Raw genomic sequence first — 13214 nt, forward strand, 5'->3', positions numbered from 1 at the left:
GTGCGGCACAGCGCCAACGCGAGGCTGGTGGCCAACGTCCCGCTGTCCGCGCCGTTCGACGGCGAGGAGGCCTGGGGCACCGATCTGGCCTTCCAGGGGAACTACGCCTACGTCGGCAACTACGAGGGCTTCACGATCCACGACATCACCGACCCGGCCAAGCCGAAGGTCGTCACGCGGGTGGTCTGTCCCGGCGGGCAGAACGACATCTCCGTCACCGGGAACCTGCTCTTCCTGTCGGTGGACGAGCCCCGGGACAACGAGACCTGCCAGAGCCGCCGCGGCGACCTGGACGCGGGCTGGGAAGGCATCCGGATCTTCGACATCTCCGACAAGACCCACCCCCGCTACCTGAAGTCCCTGGCCACGGCCTGTGGCTCGCACACCCACACGCTGGTGCCCGGCAAGGACGCCGCGAAGGTCTACCTGTACGTCTCGTCGTTCGGCCCCTCGCCCGAGGCCAAGTACTGCAAGCCGCCCCACGACTCCATCGCGATCATCGAGGTCCCGGTGAGCGACCCCGCCCAGGCGAAGATCGTCGCCCAGCCGGTGCTGTTCACCGACGGCGACGACGAGTCCCAGCCGGGCGCGACCAGCGGATGTCACGACATCACGGTGTACCCGGAGAAGGATCTGGCCGCGGGGGCCTGCCTCGGGAACGGCATCCTGATGGACATCTCCGACAGGACGCGCCCCAGGGTGCTCCAGGAGATCACCGACACCGAGAACTTCTCCGTCTGGCACTCGGCGACGTTCACCAACGACGCGACCAGGGTGATCTTCTCCGACGAGCTGGGCGGCGGCATCGCCCCGACCTGCGACGCCAAGACCGGGCCAACCCGGGGCGCCGACGCGGTGTACGACATCACCGGGGACCGCAAGCTCCAGCGCAGGGGGTACTTCAAGATCCCGCGCCACCAGACCGAGACCGAGAACTGCGTCGCGCACAACGGCTCGCTGCTTCCCGTGCCCGGCAAGACCATCATGGTCCAGGGGTGGTACCAGGGCGGGGTGTCGGTGATCGACTTCACCGACCCCGACCACCCCAAGGAGATCGCGTACGTCGACCGGGGCCCGCTGAACACCTCAGGGGAGCCGCAGCTGGGCGGCTCGTGGTCGGCGTACTACTACAACGGCTACATCTACTCCAGCGACATCACCAAGGGCCTGGACGTCATCGCGATCGACGATCCGCTCACCGATCCGGCGAAGGCCGTCAAGCTGGACGAGCTCAACGCCCAGACCCAGGTGTCGTACCCGGAGTGATCACGGGTCGACGTCGGCCGCGCTCCGCTCCGCGAAGACACGCATCGCCTTGGCGGTGACGGGGCCGGGCGCGGTGGCGAGCACCGTGTCGTCGACGAGCCTGATCGGCTGGATGTCGCGGGTCGTGGAGGTGAGGAACGCCTCGTCGGCCTCGTACAGGGCGGAGATCGGCACGTCGGCCTCCTCGCCGCCGTGCCATTCGAGCACCAGCGCGCGTGTCACGCCGGCCAGGCAGCCGGAGGCGATGGTCGGCGTGATGAGGTGGCCGTCCCTGACGATGAAGATGTTGCTGCCCGTGCCCTCGCAGAGGTTGCCGGCGAGGTTCTCGAAGATGGCCTCCTGGCCCCCGCGCTCCTTGGCGTACGCCAGCGCCTTGGCGTTGTCGCCGTAGGAGGTGCTCTTCACCCCGGCGAGCGCCCCTCGCTCGTTGCGCGGCCACGGGACCACGGTCACGCCGGCCGTCTCGGGGAACGGCGCCTGCGCTCCGACGATCACGATGGCGCTGGTGCCCTGGTTGCCACGGTCGGAGCCGAGCGGGCCGTTGCCGCTGGTGTAGGTGACGCGGATGCGGCCGAGCGGCCACGGCGGCGCCTCCGCCAGGCAGGCCCGCACGCCGTCGGCGATCGCGTCGACGTCGGGCGCCGGCAGGCCGAGACGCTCAGCGGAGAGCTTGAGACGGTCCAGGTGCCGGGTGAGCGCGAACGACTCGCCGTTCACGCACTTGATGGTCTCGAAAACGCCGTCCCCGACCATCAGCCCGTGGTCGAAGACGGAGACGCTGGCCTGCGTGGGATCGATCAGTTCCCCGTTGACCCAGACCGGAACATTCATCTAGAGATCTCCCATTCTTGCGAGGTGGTGCCGGCTGTGCCTCACCGGCCGGAGCCGGGACGGCCGTCAGGCCCTCCCGGAGGCCAGAGCGATGAGCCGGGACGCCTTCAACTCGGTCTCGCGCCACTCGCGCCCCGGATCGGAGCCCCAAGTAATGCCCGCTCCCGTGCCGAAGCGGATGAGGTCGCGCTCGATCCAGAACGTGCGGATTCCCACGGCCAGCGCGGCCTCGCGCCTGCTCGCGTCGACCCAGCCCACTGCCCCACAGTACGGCCCCCGGGGCTCAGGTTCGAGTTCATTGATGATACGTAGCGCCGAGGATTTGGGCGCACCGGTCACCGAACCGGGCGGGAAGGTCGCCGAGAAGAGCTCGGGCCACCCGCACCCCTCCTCAAGCGTGGCGCGAACGGTCGAAACCAGGTGTACGAGGCCCGGATGCTCCTCCACGGCGCAAAGGGCTGGAACCGTGACGGAGCCAACCTCGGCCACCCTGCCGAGATCGTTGCGCACCAGGTCGACGATCATCACGTTCTCCGCGTAGTCCTTTTCGAGCAGGTCGTCCGCGGTCACGCCCGTACCCTTGATCGGCCCGGACTCGACGACGTTCCCCGCGCGGGACAGGTAGAGCTCCGGCGAGGCGGAGACCACCGTCAGGCCCGGCACGCGCACGGTGGCGGCGTACGGCGCGGGATTGCCCCGCGCCAGCCGTCCGGCCAGCACCAGCGGGTCGGCGTCGAGCGGGATCTCGGCGGACAGGACCCGGCACAGGTTGGCCTGGTAGACCGCTCCCTGCCCGATGTAGTCCCGGATGCGCCGTACGCCGTCCTCGTACCCCCGCTGGTCGAGTGAGCTGGTCCAGCGCAGCGAGGCGGGCCAGGGCCCGGAGGCCGCAGGAAGGGGCGCCGGGCGCACCTCGTCGAAACGGGCACAGGTGACCTTGCCCTCGTAGGTCACCACGACGGCCCACCAGCCGGTCCCGTCGAGGGCGCCGAGGTCGGTGGTCACATCCCGCAGCCCGGTGGCCAGCCTGCCTCCGACATGGGCGAAATACACCCTTCCATTCTCCCGCCCCCCACACCCCACCTCGCGCCACCGCCGGCCGAGGCCCCGCCCACCGCGTCGTTGGGACGCGATCACCCTGGCCGGGCTGAGCGCGCGAACCGCGACCGCGCCTTCCCGATCGAGGTGGAAGTGATCGCGCCCGTCCCACCCAGGTGACCGGGGATGGGCGCGCCGGTTATCCGCGAGGGACGCGACCTAGTATCTATCTCCCTCCTTTGTTCATCTGCACGACGCTACAGCGGCGCTGTCCCTTCTTGCAGATGACCGCCTGAATGCGGGACCTTCCGCTAATGGTCGAATTCGACATCGATTGGGCGCCGCTCAGGTAGGTGGGGCTCTTCAATTGGAGATAGGCCCTGTTGCGGACGCCGTTACCGATGCGCACGACGATGGCGCCACGATCGTCGGAGCCGGCGGCCCGGGAGCCTTGGCGGATCGCCACCGTGCCCGCGCTCGCCTGCACCGATGTGGTGATCCCCGATATCACGAGCACGAGCACGGCCAGCGTAAGCCTCCCCACGTTGATGGCCACATCAACGTGTGACTTCTCTGCACTGTGACGGACCATTAGCTGCGCACCTGCCCCTTCGGGTCATTTGGTGGCGGGCATTTTCGTTTGCTCGGACATCGGCCCCATACCCTGCGACCGCGCGCCTGTCCCGGTTCGACTGGTCTGCGGCATGGATGATTGCATACTGTTTGTCATCTCAAGAACGATCGCGCGACTCGGACACCGGTCCCGGTCGTGGGCCGCTTCTCACGCATTTTCCCCCTGGCCTGGCCAGGCGACTTCGGGGGTCGGTTCCGCAGGGCGCGGTGGGCGAGCCTCAACCCGATCTCCAGTCCTGTCTGGAGGAGGAGCCCTGCTCCGGGCCCGCCGCCAGACGCCCGAGCACGCCGACCGGGCGCCTGCCCGCCTATCGGCCGCGGAGCGCGGCGGCGCCGGTCAGGAGGACAGGCTCCCCACGGCCTTTTCCACGGTGTCGTAGAAAGAGAACAGCCGGTCGAGGCCCATGATGTAGAAGATGCGGGCGATGTCGGGATCGAGTCCGGCCAAGACCAGAACCGTTCCGGCGTCCTGGGCGCGCTGGTGGGCGGCCACCAGCGCGGCTATCCCGGTGGAGTCGCAGAACTTCATGGCCGACAGGTCGATCACCAGCCCCGGGCCGGGGCCGAAGGAGAGCTCGTCCAGGGCGGCACGCAGGCGAGGGGTGGTGTGGTGGTCGAGATCACCGCTGAGGACCAGCAGGAGGGGACCAGCAGGATGGCGCTGGAGTGTGACGGTCAAACCGTGGTCATGCTGCACCAAGGCTCCTGGAAGAGTACGGCGGTCGACTGGGCGACACGGACGGGGCGGGAACTGCGGTCTCGTCTGACATCCCCTTGCCGAGGACGGTGATCAGGTCGTACACCGTGGTCGAAAGGCCGTCCGCGGTGGTGGGCCCGCGCGGCCGGTGAGGCGAGCCGATCGAACGCGCCGTCCGGGGCGGTGCCCAGGGCCGCGTGGCGGCGCACCCCGGCCAGCGGGCGAGCCTCGGCCGCGGAGACGGACGCCCTCTCGCGCGCTTCGTCGACGGTGTTGACCTCCGGCTCCTTCCGCGCTCCGCACCCGAGGGACGGAGCGGTGCCCCATGGGCGATTTGCTTTATCCTACGAAACCGTTGAACTGTTCCTTCCCTGAGCCGACAGACCGGCGAGCCGGTGTCCCCGGCCCAACCGGAGGGGAGGAAGGCGAAGCGAATGGCGTGGCGGCGGAACCGATGTCTTCAGAGGGTGGCCAGTCGATGGACCTGATGTTCCCCGGCGGCGGCGAGATGGCGCGGCGGATGCGCGCCTACCCGTGGTCCGACACCTCGATGGGCGAGCCCGAAACCTGGCCGACGAGCCTGCGCACCGCCTGCCGGATCTGCCTGACCTCGCGGTTCCCCATGATCGTGTGGTGGGGGGAGGAGCTGCGGTTCCTCTACAACGACGCCTACCTGCCGCTGCTGGGTTCCAAGCACCCCGCCCTGGCGAAGCCCGGCGACGAGGTGTGGACGGAGATCTGGCACACCATCGGCCCGATGTTGCGATCGGTGATGTCCTCCGGCGAGGCGACCTGGTCGGAGGATCTGCTGCTGCCGATGAACCGGCACGGTTACTGGGAGGAGACGTACTGGACGTACTCCTACAGCCCGCTGCACGACGACGACGGCACCGTGCGGGGAGTCTTCACGGCGGTCAGCGACACCACCGAACGGGTCATCGGTGAGCGCCGCCTGGCGGTGCTGCAGGACCTGGGCGCCCAGGCAGGCCGAGCCCGCAGCGTCGCCGAGGCGTGCCAGCTGGTGGGCGAGGTGCTGGAGCGAGCGGGACGGGACGTGCCGTTCTCGGCCATATACCTGCGCCGCCCCGGCAGCGACGACCTGGTACTCACCACCACGAGCCCGCGGGGGGCGGCCCTCACCCCTCTGGCGGACGGCCCGGGCGGCTGGCCGGCGGAGCAGGTCCTGCGCACCGAGCAGCCGATGGTGCTGACGGACGTGGTGGAGCGGTTCGGGCACCTGCCCGTGGGGGGCTGGCAGACGCCGCCGGCGCAGGCCATGCTGCTGCCGCTGGCCGGCGAGACCGGCGGTCAGACGGTCGGGGTGATCATGCTCGCGGCCAGCGCCGGCCGGGCCCTTGACGAGGCGTACGAGTCGTTCCTCGGGCTGGTGGCCCGCCAGTCCGCCGCGCTGGTCAACGCTGCCGTGGCCTACGAGCTCCAGCAGCGCCGCGCCGAGGAGCTGGCCGAGCTCGACCGGGCGAAGACCGCGTTCTTCTCCAACATCAGCCACGAGTTCCGCACCCCGCTGACTCTGATCATGGGACCGGTGCAGGAACTGCGGGGCGAGCTGGCCGGCGCCGGCCCGCAGGTACGCGAGAACTTGGAGGTCGTCCACCGTAACGGCCTGCGCCTGGGCAAGCTCGTCAACACCCTGCTGGACTTCTCCCGCATCGAGGCCGGGCGGATGCAGGCCCGTTACGAGCCGGCGGACCTGGACTCCGTCACCGCCGAGCTCGCCAGCGTCTTCCGGTCCGCGATCGAGAAGGCCGGGCTCGCCTTCCATGTCGACTGCCCGCCGCTGGCCGAGCCGGTGTACATCGACCGGAGCATGTGGGAGAAGGTCGTACTCAACCTGCTCAGCAACGCGCTGAAGTTCACCTTCGAAGGGTCCATCCGGGTCGCGCTGCGCGCCGAGGAAGGGCACGCGGTCGTCACGGTCGCCGACACCGGCATCGGCGTGCCCGAGCACGAGCTGCCGCGGCTGTTCGAGCGTTTCCATCGCATCGAGAGCGCGAGATCGCGCTCCAACGAGGGCAGCGGCATCGGGCTCGCGCTGGTCAGGGAGCTGGTCGGCCTGCACGGTGGCAGCATCACCGCCGACAGCGCCGAGGGTGAGGGAACCACCTTGACCATCCGCGTGCCCTTCGGCCACGAGCACCTGCCCGCCGACAGCCTGGTCCCGGCCGGAGCGGCGGACGGGGTGTCGGCCACCGCCGATCCGTTCGTCGAAGAGGCCCTGCGCTGGCTGCCCGGCGATGACGACCCACGGGGGGCGGCGCCGGCCGCCGCCACGGCCTCCGGCGCAGTGCACCCGCACGCGGCCCCCGACGCCGCCCTGCCCCGGTTGCTGATCGCCGACGACAACGCCGACATGCGCGACTACCTCACGCGCCTGCTGCGGCCGGCCTACCAGGTCAGCGTGGTCACCGACGGCCGGTCCGCCCTCGATGCCGTCCGCGCCGACGCTCCCGACCTGCTCATCAGCGACGTGATGATGCCGCGCCTGGACGGCCTTCAACTGGTGGCCGCGTTGCGGGCCGACCGGCGCACCGCCGATATCCCGGTGCTGCTGCTGTCGGCCCGGGCCGGGCAGGAGTCCTCCATCGAGGGCCTTGAGGCGGGCGCGGACGACTACCTGGTCAAACCGTTCTCCTCCGCCGAACTGCTCGCACGCGTACGGGCGAACGTGGAGCTGGCGCGGATGCGCACCCACCACGCCCGATGGCGTACCGCGATGATCGACTCCCTGCAGGAGGCGTTCTTCGTCACCGACGAGACCGGCGCGGTCATCGAGATCAACGCGGCGTTCACCGACATGCTGGGCTACGGCCCCGAGGGCCTGCCGTACACCCCGATGCATCCCTGGTGGCCGAGCGAGGCCGACGACCCGCAGGCGCACCGCATGGTCGCCGAGGCGTTCGCCCGGCTGGTGAGCGAGGGCAGGGGCAGCTGCGTGGTACCCGTCACCCATCGCGAAGGGCACCAGATCTGGGTGACGGCCACCTTCAACGACGTCACAGACCCCGGCACCCGCAAGCGCAGGGTCGTGGGCACGCTCCGCGACGTCACCGCCGAGCACTACCTCGTGCAGCGCGAGACGGCCCTGGCCGCCCTCAGCATGCGGATGTCCGAGGCCGGCACCCTCTCCGAGGCTCTGTCCGAGGCGCTCGAGTGCCTGCGGGAGGTCTGGCGCGCCAGGCAGATACTGGCCGCCCTGTGGAGCGGGGCCGAGGAACCCGAGCTGGCCTCCACGGACCCCGGAGTCCGGTGGAACGACGTGCCGGAGGACGTCCGCGAGAGGCTCACAGCACTGCGCGAGTGCCCGCCGCTGCGTCCGATCGCGAACGAGGCGGGCGGCGCCGGCATCACCCTTGAGCATCCCGGCGGGCTGCTGGTCCTCTGGATCGACCTGGGCCAGAACCGGCCCTTCACCACTGAGGACCAGACCCTGCTGGCGCTGCTGACCGGACACCTCGGGCAGGCGCTGCACCGGGCACACCAGCTCGACCAGCAGCGCGAGGCCGCCGTGGCCCTGCAGCGCGCGATCCTCGGCCCGTCCCGGCTGCCCACCGGCTTCGCCGTACGCTACGAACCGGCCACCCGCCCCCTCGAAGTCGGCGGCGACTGGTACGACATCGTGCCGCTGTCCGGCGACCGCGTCGGCATCGTGGTCGGCGACTGCGTGGGCCGTGGGCTGGAAGCCGCGGCCGTCATGGGACAGTTGCGCAGCGCCTGCCGCGCCCTGCTCCTCCAGGAGGCCGGCCCCGCGCAGGTGCTGACGGCACTCGACCGGTTCGCCGCCCTGGTCCCCGGCGCCAAGTGCACCACCGTCTTCTGCGGCGTGCTGAACACCACGACCGGCCACCTGGTCTACTCGAGCGCCGGCCATCCGCCCGGCATCATGGTCCACGCCGACGGAACCAGCCGGCTCCTGGACCGGGGTCGCTCCACCCCACTGGCCGTGAAACCGGATCCGGCCAGGCCCGACGCCGAGTTCACCATGCCGGCCAGGTCCACGCTGCTGCTGTACACCGACGGCCTGGTCGAGCGCCGCCGGCGTCCGCTGACGGCCGGCATCGAGGAGGCCGGCGCCGCGGTCCAGGACGGCCGCGCCACTCCCATCGACGACCTGGCCACCCAGGTCATGAACCGGATGACGCCGGACAACGGCTACAGCGACGACGTCGCTCTGCTGCTCTACCGTCAGCCCGCGCCGCTCGAGGTTGACTTCCCCGCCGAATCCAGCCAGCTCGCCCCCGTGCGCACGGCTCTGCGTGACTGGCTGAGCCGTTGCGAGCTCAACCCCTCGGTCATCCAGAACGTCCTGGTGGCGGTGGGTGAGGCCTGTGCCAACGCGATCGAGCACGGCCACCGCGACGCCGCGGGCCGTGGGGTTCACCTGCGTGCGGTCGCCACCGCGGCCGACCTGCGTCTCACCGTGTCCGACAGCGGCGGCTGGAAGACCCCGCAGCCCGAGGCCAGCACCCATCGCGGTCGCGGAATCGCCCTGATGCGCGCCCTGATGCAGCAGGTCACCATCGAGTCCGGCGCCGCCGGCACCACCGTCCACATGCACGCGAGGATCACCCGATGACCACTTCCCTGACCCTGGCCTCCTCACGACGCCCGGACGGCACCCCGGTCCTGGTCGTCAGCGGTGAGATCGACATGAGCAACGCCGGCGAATTCGACACCGCCATCGCCCGTGCCGCCGACGGTGACGCTCCGCTCCTCGTCGACCTCAGCGCCGTCGAGTACCTCGACAGCGCCGGTCTAAGCGTGCTGTTCGCCCACGCCCCGGGCATCGAGCTTGTCGCCAACTCCCTGCTGGCCCCCGTGCTGTCCATCTCCGGGCTCGCGGACGTCACCACGGTCCACGGGCTCTGAACGACGATGACGCCAGGCTCTGGGCGCGTCCTCACCTGGTCGTGCAGACGCTTCCGTTAAGGGTGAAGACGGCGGGGAGCACGTTCGGTCCCCCGTAGTTGCCGACGAATCCGATGGTGGTCGAGCTCCCTGTGGGCAGCGAACCGTTGGAGGGCTCGTTGACGACCTTGACGGTCGAGCCGTTCTGCGTCCAGACGCCGCTCCAGCCGCTGCCCAGGCTCTGCCAGGTTCTGGGCCAGGTGAAGTTCAGGGTCCAGCCGTTGATCGGCGCACCGGTGTTGGTGATCTCGATGGCGCCCACGTAGCCGCTGCCCCAGTTCGACTGGTCGGTCAGTCGTACCGCGCAGGAACTCGAAGCGGGCGTGCCGGTCGTGAAGGTCAGCGGTGGGGAGGCCCACGAAACGCCGCCGCCGCTGTCCCGTGCGATCACGTTGACGGTGTAGACCGTGCCGGGGTTGAGATTATTGGCGGTCCAGGAGGTGCCGGCGGTCTCTCCGAGTTGCTCGGTGCGGGCTCCGTTCTGGCGGTGGACCTCGTACTTCACGATCGGACGCGCCCCGGCGGAGGCGGCGGGCCAGGAGATCGTGGCGCTTGTGCCGGTGACGTTCGCGGCCGTCGGCTGCCCGGGTGCGCCCGGCAGCCCGGTCTGGGCAGAGGCGGGACGCACAACGATCGTGGTCAGCGACAGCGGCGGCAGCGTCTGGCTGGTCGCGCTGCCAGCGGCCGAGCTGGTGATGCTCGTGGCGCCGTTGGTGTGGGTCAGCGTGGTGGGCGCCCCGGCAGCCGGGCTGAACCCGGAGTAGCCGATGGTGACGGGGTAAGACGTGTCGGACGAGGTGTTGATCAACAACACCGCCAGATCGCCGTTGGGCCGGCGGACGGTATGTGCGGTGACCTTCGGCTGGTCGGTGGCGCTCCGGACGAACTGGTCGCCCGGCCGGGCGAACCTGCCCATCATCTGCAGCGCGTAGTAGGGCGCGAAGGGAGTGTTGAGGGGTGGTTCGCAGACGCTGCCGTCGGATGTGCACGTGGCGCTCGACAGCAGGCCGAAGTCGCCGTAGTCCGTCTGTCCCTCTACCTGCCTGACGCTACCGATGCCGTTGTGGACGTTCCACCAGTCGACCGTGAACACCCCGTTGGCCATCAGGGCGGCGTAGGCGTCGGCGGCGGCCAGCGCGCCCGGCTGGGTGTTCTCGCCGGCGCCACTCGTCCCGGTGTTGAACTCGGTCACGGCGATGCCGATCCGCTCCGGCTCGGGCCCGGCGTACTGGGCGATCTGGCGGCGGGTGAGGTAGATCGTGTCCGGGACCTGGCCGGCCTTGTCGAACGCGCCGGGGTACCAGTGCAAGATCACAAAGTCGATCTTCGGTCCGGCGATCGACAGGACGACCTTGTTCCAGGTCCCGTCGTCGCCGGCGGCGACCGATCCGTCGGGCCAGTTGGCCGCAGTGGTCAACACAGCGCCGATCTTGATGCTCGGGTCGACCGCTTTCATGGCATCGGCGTAGGCGACGACATTGCGCGCGTACTCGGCCGGGCTCTTGTCGGCGTGGTCGTCCGCCTCCCAGCTGGCGCCGTAGTGACCGTTACCGTACAGTTCGTTGCCGATCTCCCAGTACTTCACGCCGTAGCCCTTGGTGACGTTGGCGTAGCGCACCCAGTCCGCGGCCTCCGCGGCGGTTCCTGTGCCGTAGTTGGCGGTCACCATCGCCTGTGCTCCAGTGCGCCGCGCGCCGCGCATGAAGATGTCGAAGTCGGTGTTGGGAGCCACGTAGCCGCCCGGAGCGGTGTGCGTCTTCCAGTGGTAGATGTCGGAGTAGGAACCACCGGGATAGCGCAGCAGCTTCACGTCCGCGTCCTTGAGCCGGTCGGCGGTCTCGTCCGTGCCCAGGTGTCCGTCCCAGATCGCATGATTGGTGCCGATGCCGGTTTCGGGGACGGTGGCGAGCGCGGCGCGAACGTTGACGGTCACCGCGACCGGCGTGATCTGATCGGCATGCGCTGCGGGGAGGTTCAGGGCGGTCAACATCAGCGAGACGGCACACGCGGCTCGCAGGAGGGTTTTCGGCATGAACGCACCTCGGTATAGAGAGCGGTATTCACGGAAGGCCCCCTCCTGACCAGAAGGCACCATGATCCTGATCCCTACCGTCTCGCCCGTCAAGCAGCGATGAAACTTTCACCTCGCGCTCGGGCCCCGTAGACGACGCGGAGCACGCCGCGCACGCGGTCGGGGAGCTCCTCACCGGCGGGCACCCGGTACGGGATGTGCGCATCGGCGATCTCGCGCTCGATCCTGCCCGGGTTCTACCTGCGCGGCAAGGCCGGCGTCCGAGCGAGCATGGGTGAAGCCTTCGCCGGACCGCTGAGGGATTCGCGGCGCATCCACGACGTGCGGAGCATCCGGTCCCTCGGCGACCGGACGGCCCTCGTCGTCACCAGGAGCGCCACCGCCTTCGGTCCTCACACCCGGCGCCCCGGAGGCCGATGGCCTCCTACCTGGGCTGATACCGGGTACCCGGAATCACTCCTGGCTCCTGAGGTTCTACGCTGTTGTGGTAGGCGCTCACCAAGGAGACCGGTATGGGTGAACTGAGCCCGTGGCATTGGCTGATTGTCGCGGCGGTATTCGTGATGCTCTTCGGCGCCAAGAGACTTCCCGACGCCGCCAGGTCCGTCGGGCAGTCGCTCCGCATCTTCAAGCACGAGGCGAGCAAGCTGAGGGATGACGAGGAGATCGCGGGCACTGAACGGCCTGCCGCGGCGGTACAGAGCCCGCAAGAGCCGCCTACCATCCCCGTGGCGCTTTCCGTGGAGGATCAGGCCCGCCGGCTGGAGGAGCAGGCCGCCGCGCTCCGCGCCCAGGCTGTCGCCGAACGGCCCGAGCGGCCCAATACCTGATCTCATGGACGCCACGCTGACCGGGCGCGCGGCCAACCTCGGCCGGATGGCCTCCACGCTCACGCCCGAGGACACCGCCGCCCTCGACCGCGTCCTGCGCGCGATGCTCGCCACCCTCCCCTGGGGGTCAGATCCTGGCGTTGCGCCGCAGGATGTCGATCGCCCGCACGGTGACGTGGCCTCGCCATTCGAGGGCGCCCGCGGGTGAGTTCGGGGCGAAGTCGACGATCCATCCGCCGTCGTGCTGTTGGTGGCCGGCCAGGCGGTCCAGGTCGGCGCTGATCACTTCGGGGCTGAACAGGGCCCGTGACGGGCTGCCGGGGAACGGGGCGTAGTCCAGCGGGTGGAGCGTCTCGTCCGTGGTGCCGCCTTCGACGCGCATCCGGCCGTCGGCGGGGATGTGCGGCTCCAGGAGCTTGAAAAGGCCGGCCGCTTCTGGCCGGGTGTCGTGCACGGCGTCCAGGAACTTGACCGCGAAGGCCAGCACGTACGCGTGGGGCGTTTCGTCGATGGCTTCGATGGCGGCCAGGCAGTAGCGGGTGGCCCGGTCGAGCCAGGGATGGGCGGCGACGGCCGGGTCGTGGGCGGCGACGCGGTGGGCGGTCGCCGCGACCACGGCGGTGATCTGCAGGGACGAGACCGTGGGGTCGGCGCTCGTCCACCAGGGCGCGGTGCCGGCGGTGGTGGTGAGGGGCAGCACGAACGGCAGGCCACCGTCGGGCAAGGAGACCGACTCCAGCCAGTCGCACAGCGCGGCGGCCTGCGGGGCGGTCGCCGGAGCGATGTCCTCCAGCACCTCGAAGGCGTGCAGCGCGCTCGCGGGCTGGCTCTCGGGCGAGCGCAGATCGGGTTCCAGGCCCCAGCCATAACCTCCATCGGGGTTGCGATAGGCGTCCAGCGCGGCGAGCACGGCGGCGGGATCCGTCTCGCCCATCATCAGTTGGAAGCGGCGGCGGTCCAG

Annotated in this window: 10 protein-coding genes; 4 read left to right on the plus strand and 6 right to left on the minus strand. The window is 70.0% G+C overall.

Features of this window, described 5'->3' with window-relative positions:
• Nucleotides 1-27 precede the first annotated feature (27 nt).
• Entirely contained in the window at nucleotides 28-1266 is a 1239-nt protein-coding gene (locus tag AB0O34_RS26630) for a hypothetical protein (RefSeq protein WP_363919802.1), read from the plus strand.
• On the opposite strand, the gene AB0O34_RS26635 is transcribed toward AB0O34_RS26630, so the two are convergent.
• The 4 genes from AB0O34_RS26635 to AB0O34_RS26650 form a co-directional block, all read right to left on the minus strand.
• Nucleotides 1267-2097 (minus strand): aminotransferase class IV, encoded by an 831-nt coding sequence (locus AB0O34_RS26635; RefSeq protein WP_363919804.1) that lies wholly within the window; start codon nucleotides 2095-2097, stop codon nucleotides 1267-1269.
• Between the two features lie 66 nt (nucleotides 2098-2163).
• A complete protein-coding gene (locus AB0O34_RS26640) occupies nucleotides 2164-3150 on the minus strand; it encodes a chorismate-binding protein (RefSeq protein ID WP_363919806.1) in 987 nt (328 codons plus the stop codon).
• 211 nt (nucleotides 3151-3361) lie between these two features.
• The gene (locus AB0O34_RS26645) at nucleotides 3362-3691 is read right to left on the minus strand and encodes a hypothetical protein (protein WP_363919808.1); all 330 of its coding nucleotides are present in this window, start codon (nucleotides 3689-3691) and stop codon (nucleotides 3362-3364) included.
• Between the two features lie 414 nt (nucleotides 3692-4105).
• Nucleotides 4106-4447, minus strand: a complete 342-nt coding sequence (locus tag AB0O34_RS26650; RefSeq protein WP_363919810.1) for an STAS domain-containing protein — start codon at nucleotides 4445-4447, stop codon at nucleotides 4106-4108.
• Nucleotides 4448-4943: 496 nt separating this feature from the next.
• Between AB0O34_RS26650 and AB0O34_RS26655 the strand changes: the two genes are divergently transcribed.
• A complete protein-coding gene (locus AB0O34_RS26655) occupies nucleotides 4944-9059 on the plus strand; it encodes a SpoIIE family protein phosphatase (protein WP_363919812.1) in 4116 nt (1371 codons plus the stop codon).
• Nucleotides 9056-9352 (plus strand): STAS domain-containing protein, encoded by a 297-nt coding sequence (locus AB0O34_RS26660; RefSeq protein ID WP_363919814.1) that lies wholly within the window; start codon nucleotides 9056-9058, stop codon nucleotides 9350-9352. Before AB0O34_RS26655 ends, AB0O34_RS26660 begins: the two co-directional genes overlap by 4 nt.
• Before the next feature lie 31 nt (nucleotides 9353-9383).
• Here AB0O34_RS26660 and AB0O34_RS26665 read toward each other — a convergent pair whose 3' ends face one another.
• Nucleotides 9384-11423, minus strand: a complete 2040-nt coding sequence (locus tag AB0O34_RS26665; RefSeq protein ID WP_363919816.1) for a cellulose binding domain-containing protein — start codon at nucleotides 11421-11423, stop codon at nucleotides 9384-9386.
• Nucleotides 11424-11935: 512 nt separating this feature from the next.
• Between AB0O34_RS26665 and tatA the strand changes: the two genes are divergently transcribed.
• On the plus strand, nucleotides 11936-12253 hold the full coding sequence (gene tatA, locus AB0O34_RS26670) for a Sec-independent protein translocase subunit TatA (protein WP_363919818.1): 318 nt from the start codon (nucleotides 11936-11938) through the stop codon (nucleotides 12251-12253).
• A 127-nt stretch (nucleotides 12254-12380) separates the two neighbouring features.
• On the opposite strand, the gene AB0O34_RS26675 is transcribed toward tatA, so the two are convergent.
• Nucleotides 12381-13214, minus strand: an 834-nt coding sequence (locus tag AB0O34_RS26675; protein ID WP_363919820.1) for a hypothetical protein, incomplete at its 5' end; no start/stop codon positions are given.

Origin of the sequence: Sphaerisporangium sp. NPDC088356, assembly GCF_040685555.1 — a bacterium.
Classification (GTDB): Bacteria; Actinomycetota; Actinomycetes; order Streptosporangiales; family Streptosporangiaceae; genus Sphaerisporangium.